22 protein-coding genes are annotated in these 26,102 nt (G+C 64.2%); 16 read left to right on the top strand and 6 right to left on the bottom strand.

All coding sequences use genetic code 11. The annotated features are described in order from the left end of the window. Nucleotides 1-41: 41 nt before the first annotated feature. Nucleotides 42-431, top strand: a complete 390-nt coding sequence (gene secG, locus ACP2YP_RS21460; protein ID WP_426407260.1) for a preprotein translocase subunit SecG — start codon at nt 42-44, stop codon at nt 429-431. A gap of 166 nt (nt 432-597) precedes the next feature. After that, nucleotides 598-2,229, top strand: a complete 1,632-nt coding sequence (locus ACP2YP_RS21455; protein ID WP_426418350.1) for a CTP synthase — start codon at nt 598-600, stop codon at nt 2,227-2,229. A 5-nt stretch (nt 2,230-2,234) separates the two neighbouring features. Here ACP2YP_RS21455 and ACP2YP_RS21450 read toward each other — a convergent pair whose 3' ends face one another. The 3 genes from ACP2YP_RS21450 to ACP2YP_RS21440 form a co-directional block, all read right to left on the bottom strand. Next, on the bottom strand, nt 2,235-2,897 hold the full coding sequence (locus ACP2YP_RS21450; RefSeq protein ID WP_426418349.1) for a class I SAM-dependent methyltransferase: 663 nt from the start codon (nt 2,895-2,897) through the stop codon (nt 2,235-2,237). A 111-nt stretch (nt 2,898-3,008) separates the two neighbouring features. Beyond that, nucleotides 3,009-4,379: a sensor histidine kinase gene (locus tag ACP2YP_RS21445; protein ID WP_426418348.1), complete on the bottom strand. Its 1,371-nt coding sequence runs from the start codon at nt 4,377-4,379 to the stop codon at nt 3,009-3,011. 10 nt (nt 4,380-4,389) lie between these two features. Beyond that, the gene (locus ACP2YP_RS21440; RefSeq protein ID WP_426418347.1) at nt 4,390-5,067 is read right to left on the bottom strand and encodes a response regulator transcription factor; all 678 of its coding nucleotides are present in this window, start codon (nt 5,065-5,067) and stop codon (nt 4,390-4,392) included. Nucleotides 5,068-5,240: 173 nt separating this feature from the next. On the opposite strand from ACP2YP_RS21440, the gene ACP2YP_RS21435 reads away from it, so the two are divergent. The 4 genes from ACP2YP_RS21435 (at nt 5,241) to ACP2YP_RS21420 (ending at nt 9,994) form a co-directional block, all read left to right on the top strand. Next, complete coding sequence (locus ACP2YP_RS21435; RefSeq protein WP_426418346.1) at nt 5,241-5,567, top strand: NIPSNAP family protein; 327 nt, start codon at nt 5,241-5,243, stop codon at nt 5,565-5,567. 126 nt (nt 5,568-5,693) lie between these two features. Further along, nucleotides 5,694-6,545, top strand: a complete 852-nt coding sequence (gene kdsA / locus ACP2YP_RS21430) for a 3-deoxy-8-phosphooctulonate synthase (RefSeq protein WP_426418345.1) — start codon at nt 5,694-5,696, stop codon at nt 6,543-6,545. After that, the gene (locus tag ACP2YP_RS21425) at nt 6,545-7,756 is read left to right on the top strand and encodes an MFS transporter (protein ID WP_426418344.1); all 1,212 of its coding nucleotides are present in this window, start codon (nt 6,545-6,547) and stop codon (nt 7,754-7,756) included. The genes kdsA and ACP2YP_RS21425 overlap by 1 nt, the downstream gene beginning before the upstream one ends. 144 nt (nt 7,757-7,900) lie before the next feature. Further along, nucleotides 7,901-9,994 carry a methyl-accepting chemotaxis protein gene (locus ACP2YP_RS21420; RefSeq protein WP_426418343.1) on the top strand — a complete coding sequence of 698 codons (2,094 nt, stop codon included), beginning with the start codon at nt 7,901-7,903 and terminating at the stop codon, nt 9,992-9,994. 124 nt (nt 9,995-10,118) lie between these two features. On the opposite strand, the gene ACP2YP_RS21415 is transcribed toward ACP2YP_RS21420, so the two are convergent. The 3 genes from ACP2YP_RS21415 to ACP2YP_RS21405 form a co-directional block, all read right to left on the bottom strand. Next, nucleotides 10,119-14,180, bottom strand: a complete 4,062-nt coding sequence (locus ACP2YP_RS21415) for a hypothetical protein (protein WP_426418342.1) — start codon at nt 14,178-14,180, stop codon at nt 10,119-10,121. Nucleotides 14,181-14,419: 239 nt separating this feature from the next. Next, on the bottom strand, nt 14,420-14,872 hold the full coding sequence (gene queF / locus ACP2YP_RS21410; protein WP_426418341.1) for a preQ(1) synthase: 453 nt from the start codon (nt 14,870-14,872) through the stop codon (nt 14,420-14,422). Between the two features lie 48 nt (nt 14,873-14,920). After that, nucleotides 14,921-15,898, bottom strand: coding sequence for a virginiamycin B lyase family protein (locus ACP2YP_RS21405; protein ID WP_426418340.1), 978 nt, complete (start codon nt 15,896-15,898; stop codon nt 14,921-14,923). Between the two features lie 176 nt (nt 15,899-16,074). On the opposite strand from ACP2YP_RS21405, the gene eno reads away from it, so the two are divergent. The 10 genes from eno to ACP2YP_RS21355 all read left to right on the top strand — a co-directional run bounded on the left by eno (nt 16,075) and on the right by ACP2YP_RS21355 (nt 26,097). Then, on the top strand, nt 16,075-17,358 hold the full coding sequence (eno, locus tag ACP2YP_RS21400; RefSeq protein ID WP_426418339.1) for a phosphopyruvate hydratase: 1,284 nt from the start codon (nt 16,075-16,077) through the stop codon (nt 17,356-17,358). Between the two features lie 34 nt (nt 17,359-17,392). Continuing rightward, nucleotides 17,393-18,532 carry a zinc-binding dehydrogenase gene (locus ACP2YP_RS21395; protein ID WP_426418338.1) on the top strand — a complete coding sequence of 380 codons (1,140 nt, stop codon included), beginning with the start codon at nt 17,393-17,395 and terminating at the stop codon, nt 18,530-18,532. Nucleotides 18,533-18,860: 328 nt separating this feature from the next. After that, nucleotides 18,861-19,412 carry an NADPH-dependent FMN reductase gene (locus ACP2YP_RS21390; RefSeq protein WP_426418337.1) on the top strand — a complete coding sequence of 184 codons (552 nt, stop codon included), beginning with the start codon at nt 18,861-18,863 and terminating at the stop codon, nt 19,410-19,412. A gap of 107 nt (nt 19,413-19,519) precedes the next feature. Then, nucleotides 19,520-19,837: an FtsB family cell division protein gene (locus ACP2YP_RS21385; RefSeq protein ID WP_027529774.1), complete on the top strand. Its 318-nt coding sequence runs from the start codon at nt 19,520-19,522 to the stop codon at nt 19,835-19,837. Between the two features lie 84 nt (nt 19,838-19,921). Beyond that, nucleotides 19,922-21,301 (top strand): glycerophosphodiester phosphodiesterase family protein, encoded by a 1,380-nt coding sequence (locus ACP2YP_RS21380; RefSeq protein WP_426418336.1) that lies wholly within the window; start codon nt 19,922-19,924, stop codon nt 21,299-21,301. 169 nt (nt 21,302-21,470) lie between these two features. Then, a complete protein-coding gene (pdhA, locus tag ACP2YP_RS21375; RefSeq protein WP_426418335.1) occupies nt 21,471-22,493 on the top strand; it encodes a pyruvate dehydrogenase (acetyl-transferring) E1 component subunit alpha in 1,023 nt (340 codons plus the stop codon). A 30-nt stretch (nt 22,494-22,523) separates the two neighbouring features. Continuing rightward, nucleotides 22,524-23,915: a pyruvate dehydrogenase complex E1 component subunit beta gene (locus tag ACP2YP_RS21370; protein WP_426418334.1), complete on the top strand. Its 1,392-nt coding sequence runs from the start codon at nt 22,524-22,526 to the stop codon at nt 23,913-23,915. Between the two features lie 3 nt (nt 23,916-23,918). Further along, nucleotides 23,919-24,221, top strand: coding sequence for a DUF5076 domain-containing protein (locus ACP2YP_RS21365; RefSeq protein WP_200467631.1), 303 nt, complete (start codon nt 23,919-23,921; stop codon nt 24,219-24,221). A 2-nt stretch (nt 24,222-24,223) separates the two neighbouring features. Continuing rightward, nucleotides 24,224-24,676 (top strand): nucleoside deaminase, encoded by a 453-nt coding sequence (locus ACP2YP_RS21360; protein WP_200467632.1) that lies wholly within the window; start codon nt 24,224-24,226, stop codon nt 24,674-24,676. A 62-nt stretch (nt 24,677-24,738) separates the two neighbouring features. Continuing rightward, nucleotides 24,739-26,097, top strand: coding sequence for a pyruvate dehydrogenase complex dihydrolipoamide acetyltransferase (locus ACP2YP_RS21355; RefSeq protein ID WP_426418333.1), 1,359 nt, complete (start codon nt 24,739-24,741; stop codon nt 26,095-26,097). The last annotated feature ends 5 nt before the right edge of the window (nt 26,098-26,102 follow it).

Here is a 26,102-nt window from a genome sequence, read left to right as displayed (position 1 = left end):
GCCGCCGTCTCGGCGCTGTCGGCTTGTGACGGAAGGATACTATGCAGACTGTTGTCATCGTCATCCACCTCATGATCGTTGCCGTCATGATCGGTGCCGTGCTGCTCCAGAAGTCGGAAGGCGGCGGCCTCGGCATGGGCGGAGGCGCGGGCTTCATGTCGAGCCGGGGCACCGCGAATCTGCTGTCACGGACCACCGCGATCCTCGCCGCCGGCTTCTTCCTGACCAGCCTGTTCCTGTCCTGGTACGCTGGCTACAACCGTGCGCCGTCCTCGATCATCGGCCAGCCGGCGTCGCAGACCCAGCCGGCCGGCGGTGGGCCGATCACCCCGCCGACTTCGGGCGGCATTCTGGATACGCTGAAGAAGGCGGACGAGCAGCAGCAGGCCCCGGCAGCGCCGAGCGGCCCGCAGGTGCCTCGCTCACAATAAAGCAGGGGGGCCATGCAGGGCGGTGGCTACCGTCCTGCATCAGCAATCCCCATCAAGGCTCTGTCACCACTCATAGTTTTGGCTCACCCACAGGCCCGCAGATTGTTAGGGGCGGAATACGAATCGCTTTGGCGAATCGGATTCGAGGGATTAGAGGTTAGGTCCCATGGCGCGGTACATATTCATCACCGGCGGCGTGGTTTCTTCGCTCGGCAAGGGTTTGGCTTCAGCGGCACTCGGTGCCCTGCTGCAGGCCCGGGGCTACAAGGTCCGCCTCCGCAAGCTCGATCCCTATCTCAACCTCGATCCCGGAACGATGTCGCCGTATCAGCACGGCGAAGTGTTCGTGACCGATGACGGCGCGGAGACCGATCTCGATCTCGGTCACTACGAGCGCTTCACCGGGCGGCCTGCGACGAAGCAGGACAACATCACGACGGGGCGCATCTACCAGGACATCATCTCGAAGGAACGCCGCGGCGATTATCTCGGCGCGACCATCCAGGTGGTGCCGCACGTCACCAACGCGATCAAGGAATTCGTCCTGTCCGGCAATGACGATTACGACTTCGTGCTGGTCGAGATCGGCGGCACCGTCGGCGACATCGAGGGCCTGCCGTTCTTCGAGGCGATCCGTCAGCTCAAGAACGAGCTGCCGCGTGATCATGCCATCTACATTCATCTCACGCTGCTGCCGTACATCCCGAGCGCCGGCGAACTGAAGACGAAGCCGACGCAGCACTCGGTGAAGGAGCTGCGTTCGATCGGCATCCAGCCGGACATCCTGCTCTGTCGTACCGATCGCGAGATCCCGAAGGAAGAGCGGCGCAAGCTCGGCCTGTTCTGTAACGTGCGCGAGAGCGCCGTGATCGAGGCGCGCGACGCCGACAGCATCTATGCCGTGCCCGAAGCCTATCACGCGGCGGGCCTCGACGACGAAGTGCTCGCCGCCTTCGGCATCGAATCGCGCATCCCGCCGGTGCTCAAGAGCTGGCACCAGATCAACGAGCGCATCCGGAATCCCGAGGGCAATGTCACCATCGCCATCGTCGGCAAATACACCGGCATGAAGGATGCGTATAAGTCGCTGATCGAGGCGCTCTCCCATGGCGGCATCGCCAACAAGGTCAAGGTCAATCTCGACTGGATCGAGAGCGAGATCTTTGAGAAGGAAGATCCGGCGCCGTTCCTCGAGCATGTCAACGGCATCCTGGTGCCGGGCGGCTTCGGCCAGCGCGGCGCGGAAGGCAAGATCAAGGCGGCGCAGTTCGCGCGCGAGCGCGACGTGCCGTATTTCGGCATTTGCTTTGGCATGCAGATGGCGGTGATCGAGGCGGCGCGAAACCTCGTCGGCATCGAGGAGGCCAACTCCACCGAGTTCGGTCCGACCAAGGAGCCGCTGGTCGGCCTGATGACGGAATGGCTGCGCGGCAATGAGCTTGAGAAGCGCTCGCAGGCCGGCGATCTCGGCGGCACGATGCGGCTTGGCGCTTATCCCGCTGCGCTCAATCGCGGCAGCCGCGTCTCGGAGGTCTATGGCGGCGCGACCGAGATTTCGGAACGCCACCGCCATCGCTACGAGGTCAACACCGCCTACAAGGACCGCCTCGAGCAGCACGGCCTGAAATTCTCCGGCCTCTCGCCCGACGGCGTGCTGCCGGAGATCGTCGAGTACGAGGATCATCCCTGGTTCATCGGCGTCCAGTTCCACCCCGAGCTGAAGTCGCGGCCGTTCGAGCCGCACCCGCTGTTCGCCTCGTTCATCCAGGCGGCGATGGTGCAGAGCCGATTGGTCTGATTCCTTCAAGGCATCGCGGTGAAGTCGTGCTCGCGACGCAGCGCCTCGCGCACGAGCGGTGCTGAAGCGTCAGGCGCGACCGATCCTGCGATGAGTGTCATCTGCGGCCGCCGCGTCAGCTTGTAGACGGCGGCCGGCGGCACGTTCAGGAAGGCGCGATCCACCAGCGTTGCGCGCAGGCCGAGACGATCAAGCACCGGACGCGGGATCGGGCAGCTCATTCCATAGGTGAACTGGTAGAAGACGCCGCCGGGGCGGACATAGCTGAATGCGCCACCGAGGATCGAGACGACCTTGCGCGTCGACATGTTGAGCAGCGGCAGGCCGCTCACGACGGCGCCGACCGGCGCACCGTCGTAGAGCCGCTCCGTCGCCAGCCGTGCCGCATCCATCCACAGCACGCGCGCGCCAGGGAAGCGCATTTGCAAGAGCTTCATGAAGTCCGAGCCGTATTCGATCAGCGTGAGATCCTGTGGCCTGACGCCGCGCTTCAAGAGCTTGTAGGTGAACGCGCCGGTGCCGGGACCGAGCTCGAGGATCGGGCCGGTCTTCTCGGTGATCTCGCGCGTAATGAGATCGGCGAGCGCCGCGCCCGATGGCGCGATCGCGCCGACCCGACTCGGCGAAGACATCCAGGACAGGAAGAAGGACAGGAAATCGTTGGGCATGCGCACTCCGGCATCTCGATGGCACCTCTTGGAGGTGAGGCGGATGCACTGTCGCGGGAGCAGATTGCGACAGCATTGCGCGGTGAGCTACGAACGCGGATTGAATCAAATCTACGGGCTTGGCCGCAGCGTCATTCTGAAGCAGGTGCCGCCGTCCACGCCGTCGGTGACCGAGACCTGGCCGCCATGCAGGAGCACGATCTCGCGCACCATGTTGAGTCCGAGGCCGGCGCCGCGATCGAGCGGCGTGAGCCGGTAGAACGGCTCGAAGATCTGCTCGCGTTGATCAGCGGGAATGCCGGCGCCTTCGTCGGTGACCTCGATGCAGGCCGGCTTGCTCACGCGAATGCCGATGGTGCCGCGGCGAGGGCCGTGCTGGATCGCGTTCTGCACGAGATTGGTCAGCGCGCGCTCCAGGGCGGCTGCATCGCCGATCGTCTCGATCGGTGTCGCGGGCGCATCGAGCTCCAGCTCGTAGCCCGCGGCGATCGCGAGCGGCGCGAGGTCGGCAGCCGCGCTTTGCGCCATCGCGACGAGGTCGACGCGCGTGAAGGGATGACCGCAGCGGTCGAGTCGCTGGATGTCGAGCAATTGCTCGGCGAGCGTCGCCAGCCGCGCGGCATCCTCCAGCAGCCGGGTCTTGTCCGGACCGGAGGGGAGCGATTCCAGCCGCGTGTTCAGAATCGCGATTGGTGTGCGCAGTTCGTGCGCGGCATCCGCAACAAAGCGCTTGTGACGGGCATAACCCTGGTCAAGCCGCGCCAGCGCGTCGTTGACCGCGGTGACCAGCGGCACGACCTCCAGCGGAACGTTCTCCACCGACAGCCGCGCACCGCGCTGATGGATGTCGATGCGCCGCGCCTGATCCGCGGTCGCATCCAACCCCCGGAAGGCACGTTGCACGATGATCGGCGTCGCGATGAAGGTCGCGGTGCCCATCACGAGCAGGCCGGGCAGGACGATGCCGAGAAACGCCAGCGAGGTCATGAACAGCGCCTTGGCGCCGGTCAGCCTGCCTTGCGTCGCCGTGATGATCTGCACATTGCCGGCATCGGTGTCGACGCGCTTCAGCCGCGCCGCCGGCTTGCGTGGATCGTCTTCAAACATCTGCCAGCCGAGCCGGGCCTGGCTGATCTGGTCGAGGCCGCCGCCGATCGCCGCGAATCCCGCCGGCACGGCACCTTCGGTGAGTGAATGTCCTTGCCGGTCGCGGACCAGAAACCAGAGATCCGGTGTCTCGGCACGCAGCTGTTTCATATCGGGCGTCGACCGCAGGCTCAGGTCGCCGTTAGCGTTACGCGCGAGCGCGCGCTGCACGACATCGATCACGCGATCCTCGTCGCGCTCCGCGAGCACGAAACCTGAGGCGCAGAGCGCACCGACGACGACGGCAACAAGCGCCAGCAACAGTGCGGCCTGGAGCGCAAGCAGGCGCCAGCTCAATCGCGAGCGCAAGCAATAGGGATCGTCGTGCCTGCTCATGTTGGCTTCTTCAGGTTGGCAGCTTCTTCAGGAGATAGCCGACGCCGCGAATGCCGTGGATCTCCACGCCGGCATCGGCATCAGTGAGCTTGCGGCGCAGCCGCGAGACATGGGTGTCCAGCGCATTCGATTGGATCTCGTCGTCAAAATTGTAGACGGCCTCTTCGAGTGCCGAGCGCAGCACCGTGCGGCCCATCCGGCGGATCAGGGCTTCGAGCACCAAGAGCTCGCGGCGTGGCAGCTCGAACGGCTGGCCGCCGATGCTGGCCTCGCGATGGCCGACATCGAAGGCGAGGCGGCCGGCGCGGATGACGTCCGGAGACAGGCCCGCGGGCCGCCGCAGCACCGCACGCAATCGCGCCAATAGCTCCTCGACCGCGAACGGCTTGGCAAGATAATCGTCGGCGCCGCTGTCGAGTCCTGCGATGCGGTCGGCGAGCTCGCCGCGCGCGGTCAAGACAATGATCGGCACGCCGTCGGCGCGCGCGCGAAGCTTCGGGATCAGGGCGAGGCCGTCGCCGTCGGGAAGCTGGCGGTCGAGCAGGACGGCGGCATGGACGTCGGCGGAAATCGCTTCCTCCGCGTCCGCAAGCGTGGGGGCGTGATCCACCACCATGTCGTAGCGCCTGAGCGCCGACGAAAGCGCCGTGGCCATCTCCGCCTCATCCTCGACGAGCAAAATCCGCATGATCCGGCACCTCAACCGCATTGAACCCTTCTAGCGGCCCGATCATTGCGGCAGCATTGCGGGAACAGGACCAGCCATGCGCGAAACGCGGCGGGGGGCGGCCGGGCAGGGCTCAAGACAGCATCAGGGCCGATCGTTATAACCTCCGCACCTGTTCAAGGAGGAAAACAACAATGATCTACGAAATGCGCATCTATCGCTGCCTGCCCGGCCGCCTGCCGGCGCTGTTGAAGCGGTTCGAGACGGCGACGCTGAAAATCTGGGAGAAGCACGGCATCCGCCAGGCCGGGTTCTACACCACGCTGATCGGTGAATCCAACCAGGAGCTGACCTATTTCCTGGCCTGGGAGTCGCTTGCCGATCGCGAGGCGAAGTGGGGCAAGTTCATGACCGACCCGGACTGGATGAAGGCACGCGCCGAGAGCGAAGCCGACGGCCAGATCGTCGGCAACATCGTCAGCCAGCTCCTGACGCCGACCGCCTTCTCGTCGGTCAAGTAGCGCCTTTCCGGCACGGGTTGCGGCGCGGACCCCGCGCGCAACCCTGATATTCTGATAGTCCGGGCCGAACGGGGTTGATCGGCCCCTCATCGCCGCTATGGTCGCGGCGAAACGAGGGAATTGGCCTTGAGCTCTTCATCATCCGCGGCTCCGGTCGTTAGCGTCGGCACGGTCAAATTCGGCAATGATCTGCCGATCTCGATCATTGCAGGACCCTGCCAGCTCGAAAGCCGTCAGCATGCGCTGGAGGTCGCCTCCGCGCTGAAGGAGATCGCCGCGCGGCTGAAGATCGGCCTCGTCTACAAGACCTCCTTCGACAAGGCCAACCGCACCAGCGCGTCGGCGGTGCGCGGCCTCGGCTTGGCGCAGTCGCTGCCGATCTTCGCCGAGATCCGGTCCTCGCTGGGCTTGCCCGTGCTGACCGACGTTCACGATGCCGCGCAATGCGCCGACGTCGCGCAGGCCGTGGACGTCCTGCAGATCCCGGCCTTCCTGTGTCGGCAGACCGATCTGCTGCTCGCCGCGGCCGCCACCGGCAAGGTCGTCAACGTCAAGAAGGGGCAATTCCTGGCGCCCTGGGACATGACGAATGTCGTCGCCAAGATCACCAGCGCCAGCAATCCCAACGTGCTCGTCACCGAGCGCGGCGCCTCGTTCGGCTACAACACGCTGGTCTCGGACATGCGCTCGCTGCCGATCATGGCGCGCACGACCGGCGCGCCCGTGATCTTCGATGCCACCCATTCGGTGCAGCAGCCGGGTGGGAAGGGCGCTTCTTCCGGCGGCGAGCGCGAATTCGTGCCGGTGCTGGCGCGCGCGGCCGTGGCCGTCGGCGTCGCCGGCGTCTTTATCGAGACTCACCCCGATCCGGATCGCGCGCCCTCAGACGGGCCCAACATGGTGCCGTTGCGTGAGTTCGAAGGGCTGATCCGCACCTTGATGGCGTTCGATACGCTCGCCAAGGGTTCTGCGCGCTGATGCACGAACCCGTCGGCAGGTCGTCATCCGATCAAAAATTTCCGCCGGCGATCAATATCATCGCGCTCGCCAGCTTCTCCGCTGCGTTGTCGACGCGCGCGCTCGATCCGGTGCTGCCGCATGTCGCGGAGGAGTTTTCGATCAGCATCACGACGGCCGCGAGCATCGCAGCCGGCTATGCCCTGATCTACGCGCTGATCCAGCCGATCGTCGGCGCGGCGGCCGATTTGTTCGGCAAGGCGCGGCTGATGACGTTGTGCCTGGCGCTGCTCGGCGTCGCCTGCATTCTGGGCGCGCTCTCGACCTCCTTCTCGGGCCTGTTCGCGAGCCGCATGCTCGCCGGCATCGCCTCGGGCGGGGTGTTTCCGGTTGCGCTCGGCCTCACCGCCGACCTCGTCGCGCCGGCGAAGCGACAGGTGGCGATCGGGCGCACGCTGGCTGGTTCGATGACCGGCAATCTGCTCGGCGCGACCGCCTCGGGCATCATCGGCGATCTCGTCGGCTGGCGCGGCGTGCTCGTGATCATCGGTGCGCTCGGGCTGATTGCGGCCGTCGCGGTCGCGGCGGGCTTTCGCGGGGCCGCGCTGACGGCGCCGCCGAAGAGCGATCTGAAGACGTTGCGGCAAGGCTATCGCACCATCCTTGCCAATCCCAACGCGCGCTATTGCTATTCGGCTGTGTTCGTCGAGGGCTGCTGCGTGTTCGGCCTGTTTCCCTTCATCGCCGCCCTGCTGTTCGATCTCGGCGAGACCTCGCTGTCGATCGCCGGCATCGTCATCGCGGGTTTCGCGGTCGGTGGGCTGTTCTACACGTTCACGGTCTCGCGCTTCCTGCCACGACTGGGCGTCAAGGGAATGATGATCGCGGGTGCGAGCCTCGTCGCGCTCCAGCTCGCCGCCCTCGCCCTCGGGCCCGGCTGGAAGGTCCAATTCGGCATCATGCTGCTGATGGGCTGGGGCTTCTACATGATCCATGGCTGCTTGCAGGTGTTCGCCAGCGAGCTGTCGGTCGAGGCGCGGGCGACGGCGATGTCGCTGCACTCGTTTTTCTTCTTCATGGGCCAGACGGTCGGACCGCTCGCTTACGGGTTTGGGCTTGCGCACGCAGGCAAGGCACCGACCCTGGTCGCGAGCGCCGTGCTCATGGTGCTGCTGGGCCTTGCCTGCGCCGCGCTGCTCAAGCCGCGGGCACCGTCCGACGCGCGGGCCTGACGGACGTATCGGATTACCGGCCCTCCGTATTTTCCCGGAAAGGAACGGTAGCGTAATCCCTTCGATCTTAAATCAAATCTCACCGTTCGGTTCGTAGAGTGCCGGCAAGCCGCCGGTTGCGGTATCACTCAATCGGATCGCCAGATGCAAAAGCAACGTTCGATCGCCCGCATTCTCGGGGCAGTGGTTGGCTCTCTCGGAATCGTGCTGGTCCTCATCTGCGCCTATGCGCTGAAGCTGGCGGTGACGCGCTACTCCGACAGCAATCGCATCGTCTCGCTCGCGGTGGCGAGCCGCGACCTGACCAACGCGCTGGTAGTTTTCCGCCTGGAGCGCGGCAATACGCTGAGCTATCTCGCAGCAGCTGCGCCCGCGCCCGACAGCATCATCACCGATCTCGCCGACCAGCGTGCCACGGCGCAGAAGAACTATGCGCGGGCGTTGGAAAGCCTCACCTTGGTCGATGCGCCTGGTCTTGCCGAGAAGCTCGACAAGCTCCGCCGTGCCTGGACGCAGCTCGAGGAGTTGCGGCCGCACGCGGTCACCGCGCTGAAGCAGGAGAAGGGTGCGCGCGAAGCGGGCCTGACGCCGTCCTGGGCCAAGGTCAGCGACGCCTATATGGACGCAATCGGCGACGTCACCGCCCATATCGACAATGCGATGACGCTGATCGATCCCGTGGTCGATCGCCTCCTGATCGCCAAGCAGGCGTCCTGGCAGGTTCGCGCCAATGCCGGCCAGACCATTCTCGTCCAGTTCTCCTCGATCCTCGCCAACAAGGCCTGGACCGCGACCGACGGCGTGGCCTTCGCCGACCTGCGCGGCCGCGTCCAGCAGTCCTGGCTGGTCGTGCGCGATCTCTCCCCGAACGTCGCTTCGCCCGAGCTGCTCCAAGCGATCCGCGACGCCGAGCCCGAGATCTCCGGCGCGCTCAATGATGAGCGCAATGCCATTGCGACCAAGCTGCTCGCCGGCGAGCCTGCCGGCGTTGTCGGCCTCGACTACCGCGACCGCCAGCTTGTGGGCGCCGACAAGGTCGTCACGGTTACGCAGATCGCGCTCGCCAACATGATTGCGCGCGCCGAAGACGGCGCCTCCCGCGCCCGCATCAGCCTGATCCTGTTCGGCCTGCTGCTGCCGGCCTCGCTGGCGCTGACCGTCGGCGGACTCATGCTGATGCGCAACCGCGTCACCCGGCCGCTGACTGCGATCACCAGCGTCATGACCCGTTTTGCCGCGCATGATTTCGGAAGCGACGTGCCGGGCCTCGACCGCAATGACGAGATCGGCCGCATGGCGTCGGCCTTGCAGGTGTTCAAGGAGGCCATGATCAGCGCCGAGCGCCTCTCGGGCGATCAGGCGGCCGAGCGCGCCGACAAGGAGAAGCGTGCGAGCGAGCTCACGGGGCTCGTGCGCCAGTTTGAAAGCCGGATCGGCCAGATGGTGCAGACGCTGTCGAGCGCCTCAGGCGAGCTGGAGACGACGGCGCGCTCGATGTCGGGCACGGCGGCGGAGGCCCAGGCCCAGGCCGGCTCGGCCTCGACGCTGGCCGACCAGGTCGGCGGCGGCGTGCAGACGGTTGCGGCCGCGGCCGAGGAGCTCAATGCCTCGATCCGCGAGATCAACCGCCAGGTCGAGCAGGCAAGCCGCGCCACCGAACATGCGGTCGTCACCGTCAAGGAGACCGACAGCACCATGCGGGCGCTCGCCGACGGCGCCGACCGGATCGGCGAGGTCATTGGCCTCATCACCTCGATCGCAGGCCAGACCAATCTGCTGGCGCTGAACGCGACGATCGAGGCCGCGCGTGCCGGCGAATCCGGACGCGGTTTTGCGGTCGTGGCAAGCGAGGTGAAGAACCTTGCCTCGCAGACCGCGAAGGCCACGGAGGAGATCAGCGCCCAGATCACGCAGATCCAGGGCGCGACGCAAAAGGCGGTCTCCGCCATCGACGGCATCGTCAAGACCATCGAGGAAGTCTCGAGCATCAACCGTGTCATCGCCGCCGCGATCGAGGAGCAGAACAAGGCGACCGCCGAGATCGCCAACACCGTACAGCACACGGCCGAAGCGACCTCGACCGTGACACGCAACATCGCAACCGTCTCGTCGGCGGCGAACGAGACCGGCCGCGCTGCGTCCGGCGTGCTGAAGGCGGCCGCCGATCTGTCGAGCCAGTCGACCTCGCTCACGGGCGAGGTGGACAGCTTCATCAGCAAGGTCCGCGCGGTGGCGTGACGCGAAGGGCTTGGTCTGCGACCGGTCGCTCAAGCAACGCGCCGACCTGACGCCAATAATTTGGGTCGCGCCCGGGGGACGTCGTCCTCCCGGGCGCACGCCCGGCTTGTTGCTCTTTCGCTCATCAAGCCAGATGGAAACCGTGCTGATCGTGCGACCAATGGATTTGCAACGCATCCTGCGTGGCATCTGGCAAATGGCTGTGCTGTGCCGCCAGCGCGTCGGTCGCCAGCTGCGAAAGCGCGGCTCCCGGCTGGTTGGCCGCGATCACGGGCGGGTTGCTGTTGGCGAAGCTGCTTGGGGAACTATTGGCAAAGACGAAGCCATCGCGGTTGGCATCGACCGTGACCGGCTGGCTGGGCGCGGCCGGCGCAGAACCTTGATCGGCGACGAACGCGGCGCCATGGGCGCTCCCGAACTTGAATCCGGGCGCATCGCTGGCAGAGACGAGTGCGGTGAACTTGCCGGTCTTGGGATCGACCGCACCGAAGGCATCGCCGACCGAGGCGAAGTAATCGCTGGTATTGAGGTCCGTGGCATGAACCGAGAGGACACGGTTGTCCGCGGTATCCGAGATATAGAACGTTCCAGCGTGCGCGTCGACCTTGAGAACGTCGTCGAGCCCGGCTTGAGCCGGCACGCCCTGCACCTTGGTGAAGGTGACCGACTGATGCGAGGTCCCGGCATCGTGCACGTCGATGATGACCTGATCGCTGCCGCTCGACAGCAGCAGGTCACCATTCGGCGCGAGCTTGAGTGAGTCCGGATCGTTCTGCGGAATGACCTCGGTCTTGCCCGTCTCCAGATTGAGACCCTTGTCGCCAAAATCGAGGATCGGCTTGGTCTTCAGGGGACCATGCGGGTCGTCGCCGTTGGTGAGTTGCACCAACGTCGGATCGCCGGGACTGGTCGGATTGGTATAGCTCAGGAATTCCTTGCCGTGCGTGAAAACCACGTCGTCGTAGCCGCGTGTTGTCGACGGAACGGCATAGGCGAGGAGCTTGCCGAGGCTGTGATCATCCGGATCGATGATCGTCAAGGTGGAATTGCCGTCCTGGTTCTGAAGCGCCCAGATATTGCCGGTCGTGGGATCGACCTTCAGGCCATCGACATAGCCGGCGATTTGGAAGCTTTGGTCGATCTGGCCCGAGCGATCATATTCGACGATCGTGCTGTGCCCGGATTGTCCAGTAGAGTCCGCGCCATTGGTGTAGGCGACCCAGATACCGTCATGCGTCACCGTGATCGAGTCGGGCGATTTGCTGCCGGACGGCGCGTCCGCCAGGGTCGAGATATGATCGACTTTGCCGACGACCGGGGGCGGATCGGCGGTGAAGGTGACGCCATGTGGCGAGCTGAAGGAGAAGCCGGGGGCGTTGTCGGCCGACAGCAGCGCCGTGAAGAGGCCGGTGGCCGGATCGATCTGTCCGAAGGCATGCAGGCTTCCAACCGAGGCATAGTAGTCGTTGGGGTTCAGGCCTGTGACGTGGAAGGAATAGACCTTGTTGGTCGCCGTATCCGTCAGGGTAAAGGTGCCGGACGTGGCATTCGGCCGAATGACGTCGTCGAGACCGGCTTTTCCCTTCGGGACGCCGGCGACATCGGTGAACGACACCGATTGATGGACCGTGCCGGCATTCTTGACGTCGATGATGGCGCCGTCGGCGCCACTGGTCAGCAGCAGATCGCCATTCGGCGCGAGCTTCAGCGAGTCCGGATCGCTCACCGGCACGACTTCCATCTTGCCGGTCACGGTATTGAGGCCGGTTGCGCCGTCGATCAACACCGCTTTGGTCGTCAGGGTCCCGGCCGGGTGGTCGCCATTGACGAGCTCCACCAGGACGGCATCGCCCGTGCCATTCGGGTTGGTGTAACTCAGAAACACGTCGCTTCCCTTGAACACCACGTCGTCATAGCCACGCGTCGCCGACGGATTGGCAAAGCTGAGCGGCGCGGACACCGCATGCGTGATCGGGTTGATCAGCGTGATGGTGCTGTTGCCGTCCTGGTTTTGCAGCGCCCAGATATCACCTGTCACCGGATTGTATTTCAGGCCGTCGACCGAGCCTGATATGGAGTAAGAGAATTCGATCTTGCCCGCCTTGTCGTACTGAAGGATGGTGCTCGAACCTCCGGCGCCGGTCGAATCGGCGCCGTTTCCATACTCGACGAATGTCGAGCCGTGCGCGGTCGTCACCGAATCGGGCTGCGTCGAACCATCGAGCGGAGCTTCGAAATTCTTGATCGGGCCGACCTCAGGGAACGGGGCTGCGTTCTTGTCGGGAACGAAGACGACGCCGTGCGGCGAACCGAAGGTGAAGCCCGGCGCGTTTTCCGCGGAGACCAGCGCGGTGAACACGCCGGTGTTCTCGTCGACCTGACCGAATGCACCGAGCGAACCGACCGAGGCATAATAGGCGTTGGGGTCGAGGCCGCTGACATGCACCGTGATCACGTGGCCGTCTTTTGCGTCCGAGATGTAGAATGTGCCAGACGTCGCGGTCGGCTTGATGACGTCGTCCAATCCGGCATTGCCCACGGAGCCCGCGGGAATTCCCTTGATGGGCGTGAAGGCCACTGCCTGCTTGGAGGTCCCCGGATTCTGGATGTCGATGATCGCGCCGTCGGCGTTGCTGGAGAAGATCAGATCGCCGTTGGCGGCAAGCTTCAGCGAATCCGGATCAGTCTGCGGGACCAGCTCCATCTTGCCGGTCACCGTGTCGTATCCCATCGTGCCATCGAGGAGTACCGGCGCGGTGGTCAGCAGGTCGCCAGGTTTCGGGCTCGGGCCGTTCAGAAGCTTGACGATGGTCGGATCGCCATTGCCGGTCGGATTGGTGTAGCTCAGGAAGACGTCCTGGCCCTTGAAAACGACGTCGTCATAGCCGCGCGAGGTCGAGGGGTTGGCGTAGTCGAAATGCGCCGCGATCGTCTGGGTGTTGGGGTCGATCAGCGTCAGGGACGAGCGCGCATCCTGGTTCTGCAGCGCCCACACCATTCCGGTCTCAGGGTTGAACTTCAACCCGTCGACCGATCCTGCGATCGAATAGGCATGCACGAAATTGCCGGCCTTGTCGTACTGAATGATCGTGCTGTTGCCCGGCACCACGCCGGTGGAGTCGACGCCGTTGCCGTACTCCACGAACACGTATTTTCCGGCGACGGTGATCGAATCCAGTCCGCTGGCGCCGTTGGGGGGCGTCGCAAACGTACCGATGGAATCGACATGCGGCACGACGGGTGCATGCTTGTCGGGTACGAAAACCAGTCCATGTGCCGAGGCGAATTGCGCGCCCGTGACGAGCGGCGTGAAGACGCCGGTGGTCGGATCGACCTGGCCAAAGCCGCCGAGGCTCGCAACCGAGGCATAGTAGTCATTGGTGTTGAGGCCGCTCGCGTGGAACGAATAGACGTTCCCGGATTTCGTGTCGGTCATGTAGAACGTGCCGGCCGTCGCGCCCGGCCTGATCACGTCGTCGAGGCCGGCATTGCCGACTGAGCCCGCCGGAATCCCCTTGATCGTCGTGAACGAAATCGCCTGGCTGCTGGTCCCCGGATTCTGCACGTCGATGATCGTGCCGTCGGCGTTGTCGGTGAAGATCAGATCGCCGTTGGCCGCGAGCTTGAGCGAGTCCGGATCGGACTGCGGAACGACTTCCGTCGCGCCGGTCACCGTGTTGATGCCCATCGCGCCATCGGCCAAAACAGTGGTCGTCAGCAGCGTGCCGCTCGGATGGTCGCCGTTGAGCAGCTCGACCAGCGTCGGATCGCCGACACCGTTCGGATTGGTGTAGCTCAGGAAGACCTTGTCGCCCTTGAAGACGACGTCGTCATAGCCGCGCGTCGCGGACGGATTGGCAAAGCTCAGCGGACCGGTCACCTTGTGAGTGACGGGATCAATCAGGGTCAGCGTGGAGTTTCCGTCCTGGTTCTGGAGCGCCCAGATCTGACCGGTATAGGGGTTGTATTTCAAGCCATCGACTGATCCCGCGATGCTGTAGGTATGTTCGACGGTGCCGTGCGTGTCGTACTGCACGATCGTGCTGGAGCCCGACGCGCCATGCGAATCCGCGCCGTTGCCGTATTCAACGAAGAATGTTCCGTTCTCGATCGTGATGGAATCGGGCGACGTGGCACCGATTGGTGTGCCCGATGTAAACGTATGTGTTCCGCTGATCACAACCATGAGGACTCTCCCGGAGTACGAGTGACGGCCGGAAGACAACACCTAGCAGACGACGCTTGCGTGACAATTCGCCGCACAAATTTTTCGCGAGACGTGGAACGCTTTTGCGATTCAAAGATTCGATTTGCCGCTCAAGCGCGTCACGAAATGATGCCGTGAAAAATTCAAAATTGTGGCTGGATCAGGACCACGTGCATCTGCAGAGTCCAACATCTGTAGGTCGCAACGCCCGCGCGGACTCAGCCCCGCCCACGATATGGCGCGACGCCTTGCTCCGGGACCCACAGGCCCTTTGGCACGCGGCCGGTCTGCCAGAACACGTCGATCGGAATGCCGCCGCGCGGGTACCAATAGCCACCGATGCGCAAGAATTTCGGCTTGATCTCGGCGGCGATGCGCTTGCCGATCATCACGGTGCAGTCCTCGTGGAAGGCGCCGTGGTTGCGAAAGCTCGCGATGTAGAGTTTGAGCGACTTCGATTCCAGCAGCCACTGGCTAGGGGCGTAGTCGATCATCAGATGGGCGAAATCCGGCTGGCCCGTCACCGGGCAGAGCGAGGTGAATTCCGGCACGGTGAAGCGGACAAGATAATCCGTATCCTTTTGCGGATTGGGCACGCGGTCGAGCTGGGCTTCTTCCGGTGTGTGCGGCCACTCGACCGCGCGGCCGAGCTGGAGGGATTTTTTCGCCATCATAACGTCCTTTCGCAGACGTCGGGATGGACGCAAACGCTGCCGCCGTCAACCAGCGGCGATTGTCTGAATCAGCACAATCCGGTCGTTGCCGGACTCGCAGCCCCAGAGTTCGCCCGGCCTTCCGTCGAGTTGGCGGACATTGGCATTGGTCTTGTCGCTGGCGAAGACGTTAAACTGCTCAGTCACGGGATCGAAACGGACAATCGCGTTGGCGGAAAAGTCCGTCAGCCAGACCTTGTCCCTGTCGTCGACATAGACGGCGTAGGTGCGGGGATGCTCGCCCGGCAGCTTCCAGGTTTTCCAGGAGCCGTCTGCGGGATCATGGACCGAGACATGGCCGCTGTTCCATTCGCTGACCCAGATTCGGCCCTTCGAATCCGACCAGACCCGCCGCGAGCCCTGGCCTGGGGTCGGCGGTTCGACGACATTGGCGTGGCCGGTTGCGAGATCGATCTTCGCGATGTAGCTGCCGGCGAGCGAGGCGTACCAGACATCGCCCGCGGGCGTCACAGCGATGCCGTAGGGACCAACACCCTTGGGCGCCTTGAAGACGTCCATCGCGCCGGATCGCGGCGCGAGGCGGCCGTAATAGCCGGACTGGCCAGTGAACCAGTAGGTGCCGGCTCTGTCGAACACGCCGGTGTTGAGATTGGCGTAGGCGAACTTTTCGGGCAGGCGGAACAGCGTGACCTTGAGCTGGGACGGATCGACCCGCGCGATCGCGTTCTGGCCGCCCTCGGTGATCCAGGGCGCCCCGTCGGGGCCGATGGTCACGCCGTGCGGGGCGGCGCCGTCGCCGAGGCTGACCGTCTTCAAGGTGCCATCCTTCGGATCGAGCCGGCCGAGCATGCCCGTGCCCTGTGCGGTGAACCAGACCGTGCCGTCTGGGGCGGGGGCGAGATCGTGCAGGCCGATGCCTGGGCTTACCGGGAAATATTTCGTCCGGAACGGGCCTTCCAGGGCAACACTGGCGCGGGTTGCGAGGAGAGCTGCGCTCGAAGTAAGAAACTGGCGGCGATTCATGGCGTTACCCCGACTGTTTCAGATTGAGGTTGGACGCGCGGACCAGATGCCGTGGAGCATAATCCGAGGCTCTTCGCGCGTCAGTCGAGCCGACTCGCCTAAGCGTTCACATTTGCTTGCGCTCCGTGTAAGACCCGCGGCGAACCGATCAGCTCCAACGAACGGAAGTGCACATCATGACCGCCATCATCGATATCATCGGACGCGAAATCCTCGATAGCCGCGGCAATCCCACCGTCGAAGTCGACGTCGTGCTGGAAGATGGCGCGCTCGGCCGCGCCGCGGTGCCGTCAGGCGCCTCTACTGGCGCCCATGAGGCGGTCGAGCTGCGCGACGGCGACAAGGCCCGCTATCTCGGCAAGGGCGTCACCAAGGCGGTCGGCGCCGTCAATGGCGAGATTTTTGAGGCGCTGAGCGGCCTCGATGCCGAGCAGCAGGCCCAGATCGACCAGATCATGATCGACCTCGACGGCACGCCGAACAAGAGCCGGCTCGGCGCCAACGCCATTCTCGGCGTCTCGCTCGCTTGCGCCAAGGCGGCCGCGAACTCGCTCGACATGCCGCTCTACCGTTACGTCGGCGGCACCTCGGCGCGGCTCTTGCCGGTGCCGATGATGAACATCATCAATGGCGGCGTGCACGCCGACAATCCGATCGACTTCCAGGAGTTCATGATCCTGCCCGTGGGCGCGTCCTCCTTCGCCGAGGGCCTGCGCTACGGCGCGGAAGTATTCCACACGCTGAAGTCGGAGCTGAAGAAGGCCGGCCACAACACCAATGTCGGCGACGAGGGCGGCTTCGCCCCGAACCTGCCGTCGGCGGATGCCGCGCTCGAATTCGTCATGAACGCCATCGGCAAGGCCGGCTACAAGGCGGGCACCGACATCGTGATCGGCCTCGACTGCGCCTCGACCGAATTCTTCAAAGATGGCAAGTACGTCTATGAAGGCGAAGGCAAGACCCGTTCGGTCTCCGAGCAAGCCAAGTATCTTGCAGACCTGGTCGGCCGCTATCCGATCGTCACCATCGAGGACGGCATGTCGGAAGACGACATGGACGGCTGGAAGGAGCTCACTGATCTCATTGGCAAGAAGTGCCAGCTCGTCGGCGACGATCTCTTCGTCACCAACGTCAAGCGCCTCGGCGAAGGCATCAAGGCCGGCCGTGCCAACTCGATCCTGATCAAGGTCAACCAGATCGGCACGCTGACCGAGACGCTCGCCGCCGTCGAGATGGCGCACAAGGCCGGCTACACCTCGGTGATGTCGCACCGCTCGGGCGAAACCGAGGATTCCACCATCGCCGACCTCGCGGTTGCCACCAATTGCGGTCAGATCAAGACCGGCTCCCTTGCACGTTCCGATCGCACCGCCAAATACAACCAGCTGCTCCGCATCGAGCAGCAGCTCGGCAAGCAGGCGCTCTACGGCGGCAAGGCGGCACTGAAGGCGCTGGCATAAGCCAGCGCTTGAACACTGACAGGGGAGGATCGACATGAGCGACGGCAAGACCGGACTGCAACTGCGTTCGCTGATCAAGACAAGCGGTGAGCTCGAAATCTCGCTCGTCGACGTGCCAACCCCCGAGCCCGCGGACGACGAGGTCGTCGTCCGCATCGAGGCGGCGCCGATCAATCCGTCCGATCTTGGCTTGCTCGTCGGCGCTGCCGACATGAGCACGGCCAAGGCGTCCGGCACGAAAAAGGCGCCAATCATCACCGCGAAGGTGCCTGACGGTGCCATGCGCGCAATGGGAGCGCGGCTCGACCAAGCCCTGCCGGTCGGCAATGAGGGCGCCGGCGTCGTCATCAAGACCGGCTCGTCCGATGCTGCGAAGGCGCTGATGGGCAAGACGGTCGCGATGATCGGCGGCGCCATGTACGCGCAGTACCGGACCCTGAAGGCGAGGGACTGCCAGCCGCTGCCCGAGGGCACGACGGCGGCCGAGGGCGCGTCCTGGTTCGTCAATCCCCTCACTGCGCTCGGCATGACCGAGACGATGCGGCGCGAAGGCCATAAGGCTCTGGTGCACACGGCAGCCGCCTCCAATCTCGGCCAGATGCTGAACAAGATCTGCATCAAGGACGGCATCGGGCTCGTCAACATCGTGCGCAGCAAGGAGCAGGCGGAGATCCTGAAGAAGATCGGCGCCAAGCACGTCGTCGATTCCAGCGCGCCTGATTTCCTCGACGATCTCACGGCTGCGCTGGTCGAGACCGGCGCCACCATCGCCTTCGATGCCATCGGCGGCGGCAAGCTCGCCGGCGACATCCTCAACTGCATGGAAATCGCGATCAACAAGACCGCGAAGGAGTACAGCCGTTACGGCTCCAGCGTACACAAGCAGGTCTACGTCTACGGCGCGCTCGATGTCCGTCCGATCGAACTGCCGCGCGGCTTCGGCATGGCCTGGGGCGTTGGCGGCTGGCTCTTGACTCCGTTCCTGCAGAAGATCGGACCTGCCGACATCGGACGTCTGCGTCAGCGCGTCGTGAGCGAATTGAAGACCACCTTTGCCAGCCACTACACCAAGGTGGTGTCGCTGCAGGAAGCGCTCGATCCCGCCAACATCGCAGTGTACGCCAAACGTGCCACCGGCGAAAAATTCCTCATCAATCCGAATAAATCTTCGTGATCTGCGACGGCAGGTCAACCAAAGAGGTCTTGCCTTCTGAGCGAAGCGGGAGATTATTCCGCCGCGTTGAAAGCGGAAAAACCGTAAGCGCGCTCAGAAGGGAACATCTCAAGTATCGCCTGATCCCGTCGGCGTGGAATCCGACGATCTGATCCCCTTTGCAGATTTGCACGAAAAATCGGGGCGCCGCTTGGCGGCCCAATTGTTTTGGGCGACGGTTTCAGAAACACAGCGTTTCCAAATTGGACCGGTTCATGCACTTGCATCCATCGGTCCCGATCGCTTAAGTGCCGCCCGGCACTTCCCCTCAAGGTTTCAAGGACAATCCATGGCCTACAACATCGTCGTGATCGCCGGCAGCCTGCGCAAGGACAGCTTCTCGCTGAAGATCGCCAAAGCGCTCACCAAGCTCGCACCGGCTTCTCTCAAGCTCGAGGCCGTCACGCTCGAGGGCATCTCCTTCTTCAACCAGGACCTCGAGGGTGCGCCGCCCGCTGACTGGCTGGCCTTCCGCGAGAAGCTGCAGAAGTCCGACGGCGTTATCTTCGTCACGCCGGAGTACAATCGCGCTATCCCGGGCGTGCTGAAGAATGCCATCGACGTCGCCTCGCGGCCCTATGGCAAGAGCTCGTTCAACGGCAAGCCGGTCGGCATCATCTCCAACTCGCCGGGCCCGCTCGGTGGCGTCAGCGCCGCCAAGACGCTGCAGAACATCCTGCCGGGCATCGCCGGCCCGATCATGCAGCAGCCCGAGATCTACCTGAACGCGGTGGGCGACGCCTTCGATGCGGAAGGCAACCTGGCTAAGGACTCGCTGAAGGGTGTGCTCCAGGCCTACATCGACGCCTTCGCCGCGCACGTCGCCAAGCATCACGGCTGATACGGTTCGAGCCTCCGTCGTGCCCGGGACAAGCCCGGGCACGACGATCCATAGTGCGGGCAGGGGGGATTAGCACTCCCTTAACCAAGCTGGCCCATCTTGCCAAAATGGTCTCCCGCGCGCGCCTCAAGTCGATCCTGACCGGTCTTGCCCTCTATGCGATGGCGGCCGCCATCGTCGGCTATTTCGGGGTCAACGCCTATACCGGCAAATATGGCCTCAACGCGCGCCAGGAGCTCGACCAGGAGATCATCGCGCTGACCAGCGAGCTGGCACAGCTCAAGCGCGAGCGCGCCCGGAGCGAGCAGCGCGTGTCGCTCTTGCGCACCGAAAAGATCGATCCTGACATGCTGGACGAGCGGGCACGCTTTCAGCTCGACTATGTCAATCCGCACGATCTCGTGCGGATGATCCCCCAGAACTGAACCCTCCGTCATCCGCCTGTCAGAGTCTTGGGACAAGACGGCAAGCCCGGCATCGATGCGATGCTGTGAAGATGGAGGCTTGCCATGACGAACAATCGTTCCCGACGGACGCTATGTGTTGGAGCGATGCTGTTCAGCGCGGCGATTCTGCCGCTGTCGATGGCGTCTGCACAGACCGCCCCGGCACCATCAGGCGCAAAACCCTTCCTGACTGTCGACGGAAAGGCGCCTCTGATCCTCGGACATCGCGGCGTGCCGGGACTGGTGCCCGAAGAGACCGAGGCCTCCTACGACCTCGCCGCAGCGCTCGGAACCGACGCGCTCGAAGAGGACCTTCACCTCACCAAGGACTGCGTCCTGGTCGCGCGTCACAACCCCTGGCTCGCGGACAACACCAACGTGGCCGCGGTGGCGAAGACCAATGCGGCGGTCGCGGCGCGCAAGCGCACGGTGCCCGGCGTGCGCGTCAAGGCGCCGGCTGCCAGCGGCGTGCCAGCAGACTACCTTACGGACCTCACCGATCCGGCCGATCCCAAATCGGTGCTGAAGTCATTGATCGTCGACGGCGAGGATCACACCAACGACTGGTCGATCACCGACTTCACCATGGCCGAGCTGAAGGAATGGATCGGGGGCACCACCTACGATGCAGCCAATGAGCGGCCAAAGGTGTTCAACGGCAAATTCCCGGCCATCAGCTTCCAGGACATCCTCGACATCGCCAAGGCCAAGAGCAAGGAGACGGGGCGTCCCATCCTGGTCTATCCGGAAACCAAGAACCCGACCTGGAACAATGCCCAGGCGATCGCCAATGGTTGCGGCGCGCCGGGCAGCCATCCGCTCGAGGATGCCCTGATCAAGATCATCAAGGACAACGGCCTCAACACCAAGGACGCGCCGATCCTGGTCCAGAGCTTCGAGCCCGGCAGCCTGAAATATATGCGCAGCCATGGCCTGGAGACGCGGCAGGTCCAGCTCGTCGACGGCAACGGCATCGACTTCAAAACCGGCAAGGTCCTGCTCAACAACATCACCAATTCCCGTCCGTTCGACTGGACGGTTGCCGGCGATGCGCGCCTGTACGACGCGATGCTGACGCCGGTCGGCCTTGCCGAGATCAAGACCTATGCCGACGGCATCGGCCCGTGGAAGGCCTATATCGTTCCGCTCAAGGTCGCGCCGTGGAAGGACGCCAATGCCGACGGCACGCCCTACAAGGGCTCGACGCCGGAGGCATCGACGCAGGAGGCAACCAGCCTGATCTCCGACGCGCACAAGCTCGGCCTGTTCGTGCACGTCTTCACATTCCGGAACGAGAAGAAATATCTCGCGGCCGACTATCACGCCGATCCGGCCCAGGAATATCTCAAATTCTTCCGTCTCGGCGTCGACGGGGTCTTCACCGACTTCACGCATACCGGCGTTGCCGCCCGCGCAGCGTATTTGCGAGAGCTCGGCTGGTGAGCCGAGCGTCGCGTGAGCCGAATGTTGCCTGATCAAGCCTAAAGGTTTTGCAAAATTTCGGCCACGTTGCAGTGCGGCATAATGAAAGTCGTGCCATCTCGCTGCGGTGCTTTCACACGCGATTGAGTTGGGTTAGAGAGGGCTTAGATTTCTCTGACCCGGAATTCCCATGGCCGCACCCAAGAAAGCCGCCGCAAGCAGCCCGCAAGACAAGACTAACGGCGGTTCGCCCCCCGAATTCACGAGGGAGCAGGAGCTGAAGGCGCTTCGCGACATGCTCCTGATCCGGCGATTCGAGGAGAAGGCCGGCCAGCTCTACGGCATGGGCGCCATCGGCGGCTTCTGTCATCTCTATATCGGCCAGGAGGCCGTGGTGGTCGGCATGCAGATGGCCCTGAAGGAGGGCGATCAGGTCATCACCGGCTATCGCGACCACGGGCATATGCTTGCGACCGGCATGGAGGCCAACGGCGTGATGGCCGAGCTCACGGGACGCCGCGGCGGCTATTCCAAGGGCAAGGGCGGCTCCATGCACATGTTCAGCAAGGAGAAGCACTTTTACGGCGGCCACGGCATCGTCGGCGCCCAGGTCTCGCTCGGCACCGGTCTCGCTTTCGCCAACTATTATCGCGGCAATGGCAATGTCAGCGTCACCTATTTCGGCGACGGCGCGGCCAACCAGGGCCAGGTCTATGAGAGCTTCAACATGGCGGAGCTCTGGAAGCTGCCGGTGATCTACGTCATCGAGAACAACCGCTACGCCATGGGCACCTCGGTCTCGCGCGCCTCGGCGCAGCAGGATTTCTCCAAGCGCGGCGCTTCGTTCAACATCCCCGGCATGCAGGTCGACGGCATGGACGTCCGCGCCGTGAAGGCCGCCGGCGACGAGGCCGCCGCCTGGTGCCGCTCCGGCAAGGGGCCGATGATCCTGGAGATGCAGACCTACCGCTATCGTGGTCACTCGATGTCCGACCCGGCAAAATACCGCACGCGCGAGGAGGTCGAGAAGGTCCGCCACGACCAGGATCCGATCGAGCAGGTGCGCAACCGCCTGCTGGCGGCGAAGGTGAGCGAGGCCGACCTCAAGGCGATCGACGCCGAGGTGCGCGACATCGTCAACGCGTCCGCCGACTTTGCCCAGCATGATCCCGAGCCGGATGCCGCCGAGCTCTGGACCGATGTTTATCGCTAAAACGCGCGCAAGCTTTCTTTTGGAGTCGATATGCCAATTCAAGTGCTGATGCCCGCGTTGTCGCCCACGATGGAAAAGGGCAACCTCGCCAAATGGCTGAAAAAAGAGGGCGAGACGATCAAGTCCGGCGACGTGATCGCCGAGATCGAGACCGACAAGGCCACGATGGAGGTCGAGGCGACCGATGAGGGTACGCTCGGCAAGATCCTGATCCCCGAGGGCACCGCCGACGTTGCCGTGAACACGCCGATCGCGACCATTCTCGCCGACGGCGAGAGCACGGCTGATCTTGCCAAGGCGCCTGCGCCCGCCAAGCAGGAGAAGGCTGCGGAATCCGCTCCGCCCGCCGCGGCCAAGGCTGAAGCTCCCGCGCCCAAGGCTGCGCCGTCCGCGCCGCAGGCGGTCGCCGAGCCCGATCCGGAAGTGCCCGCCGGCACCGAGATGGTGACGCAGACCATCCGCGAAGCCTTGCGCGATGCCATGGCCGAAGAGATGCGCCGCGATCCGGATGTCTTTGTGATGGGCGAGGAGGTCGCCGAATATCAGGGCGCCTACAAGGTTACGCAAGGATTGCTCCAGGAATTTGGCGCCAGGCGCGTGATCGACACCCCAATCACCGAGCACGGCTTTGCCGGTGTCGGCGTCGGCGCGGCGATGACAGGCCTGAAGCCGATCGTCGAGTTCATGACCTTCAACTTCGCTATGCAGGCGATCGACCAGATCATTAACTCTGCGGCCAAGACGCTCTACATGTCCGGCGGCCAGATGGGCTGCTCGATCGTATTCCGCGGACCCAACGGCGCAGCCGCGCGCGTCGCCGCCCAGCACAGCCAGGATTATTCATCCTGGTACTCCAACATCCCGGGCCTCAAGGTCGTCGCGCCGTTCTCGGCCGCCGACTACAAGGGCCTGCTCAAGGCCGCGATCCGCGATCCCAATCCGGTGATCTTCCTCGAGAACGAGGTGCTGTACGGCCACACCGGCGATGTGCCGAAGCTTGCCGACTACGTCGTGCCGATCGGCAAGGCGCGCATCGTGCGCTCCGGCAGCCATGTCAGCATCATCTCTTGGTCGAACGGGATGACCTACGCGCTGAAGGCCGCCGACGAGCTCGCCAGGGACGGCATCGAGGCCGAGGTGATCGATCTGCGCACGCTGCGTCCGATGGACACCGAGACCATCATCAATTCGGTCAAGAAGACCGGCCGTGCCGTTACGGTAGAAGAGGGCTGGGCCCAGAGCGGCGTCGGCGCCGAGATCGCCGCGCGCATCATGGAAAACGCCTTCGACTATCTCGATGCGCCAGTTGCGCGCGTCTCCGGCAAGGACGTGCCGATGCCGTACGCGGCGAACCTGGAGAAGCTCGCGTTGCCGACGGTGGCCGAAGTGGTCGAGGCGGCCAAAGCCGTCTGCTACAGGTAGACCATGGCGGGCCCGAAGGAGCAGCCATTGCCACCCGACGTCCTCGCCCGCGATGATGCGGTCGAGATCCTGCGCGTGTTCGTGCTGGACGGCGGGCTGTCGATGGCGTTCCAGCGGGCCTTCGAGGAGCCCGACATGTGGGGCCTGCTGCTGGTCGATCTCGCCCGCCACGCCGCGCGAGCCTATTCGCGCGAAAGCGAATATACCGAGGAGGACGCGCTGAACCGGATCCTGGAGATGTTTCAGGCGGAGATCGAGCGCCCCACGGACACCGGCACCACGACGCCGCGCGGGAAGGGACACTGACCGTGGCCGTCGAAGCTTACCATTTCGATTTCATGCTGGAGGCGATCCGCGAGGCGCAGGATTCGATCGCGCAAGGCGGGTTGCCGATCGGCGCCGTGCTGACGCGCGACAACAAGATCATCGCCCGCGGCCACAACAACCGCGTGCAGGAGAACAACGTCATCCTGCACGGCGAGATGAGCTGCCTGCGGGAAGCCGGCGCGATCTCGTTCCACGACACCGTCATGTACACCACGCTGTCGCCATGCTCGATGTGTGCGGGCGCGCTCGCTTTGTTCAAGGTCAAGCTCGTGGTGATCGGCGAATCCGTCACCTTCGAGGGATCCAAGGACATCCTCGACAAGTTCGGAATCCCCTGGATCGATCTTGCCGACGACCGCTCCATCACCATGATGAAGAATTGGCGTTCCGTTCCAGCCAATGAGCGCCTGTGGCAGGGCGACATCGGCAACTAACCCTGGTCAGTTCGTCCTCGCTTCCGGGGACGACGTTTTGAGAAGTTCTTCGTGAGGTCAGCATGCCCATCAACATCCTGATGCCCGCTCTTTCGCCGACGATGGAGAAGGGCAACCTCGCCAAGTGGCTGAAGAAGGAAGGCGACAAGGTCAAATCCGGCGATGTCATCGCCGAGATCGAGACCGACAAGGCCACCATGGAGGTCGAGGCCATCGATGAGGGCACGATCGCCAGGATCCTTGTGCCCGAGGGTACACAGGATGTGCCGGTCAACGACGTGATCGCGGTGCTCGCCGGCGAAGGCGAGGACGTGAAGGCCGCAGGCTCCGCCAAGCTCAGCGCTTCGGCCGCGCCGCCGAAAGCCGCCGAGAAGGCCGCTGAGGCTCCCGCTGCTGCGCCTGCGCCGGTCGCGCCCAAGGCTGCACCGGCGCCCGCCGCCGCACCGGCGACGCAGGCCGCAGCGCCCGCTGCGCAGAGTAACGGTCATGCTGGCCGCGTGTTCTCATCGCCGCTGGCGCGCCGCATCGCCAAGGAAGCCGGCATCGATGTCGGGATGGTCACCGGCACCGGCCCGCATGGTCGCGTCGTTGCGCGCGACGTCGAGCAGGCCAAGTCCGGCAAGGGTCTGAAGGCCCCCGCCGCGGCACCGTCCGGCGGTGCGCCCTCGATCGCACCGACCATGTCGGACAAGCAGATCCTGTCGCTGTTCGAGCCGGGCTCCTACGACATCGTCCCGCATGACGGCATGCGCCGCACGATCGCGCAGCGCCTGACGGCATCGATCCAGAACGTCCCGCACTTCTACCTGACCATCGACTGCGACATCGGCAAACTCCTTGCCGCGCGCGAGGAGATCAACGCCACCGCGCCGAAGGACAAGGAGAAGAAGCCGCTCTACAAGATCTCGGTCAACGACTTCGTCATCAAGGCGATGGCGGTCGCGCTGCAGAAGATCCCGAGCTGCAACGTCAGCTGGACCGAGTCCGGCATGGTCAAGCACCATCATTCCGACGTCGGCGTTGCCGTGGCGATGCCGGGCGGCCTGATCACTCCGATCATCCGCAAGGCCGAGACCAAGACGCTGTCAACGATCTCCAACGAGATGAAGGATTTTGCCGCGCGCGCCCGCTCGCGCAAGCTGAAGCCGGAGGAATACCAGGGCGGCACTACGGCCGTCTCCAACCTCGGCATGTACGGCATCAGCCATTTCACCGCTGTGATCAATCCGCCGCACGCGACCATCCTTGCGGTCGGTACCAGCGAGGAGCGCCCCGTCGTGCGCGGCGGCAAGATCGAGATCGCGCACATGATGAGCGTGACGTTGTCCTGCGATCACCGCGCCATCGACGGCGCGCTCGGCGCCGAACTGATCGGTGCGTTCAAGCAGCTGATCGAAAACCCCGTCATGATGATGGTGTGAGCCGC

It is taken from the genome of Bradyrhizobium genosp. A, assembly GCF_049949275.1.
Taxonomy (GTDB): Bacteria; Pseudomonadota; Alphaproteobacteria; order Rhizobiales; family Xanthobacteraceae; genus Bradyrhizobium.
This window is presented reverse-complemented; position numbering and strand designations above follow the sequence as displayed.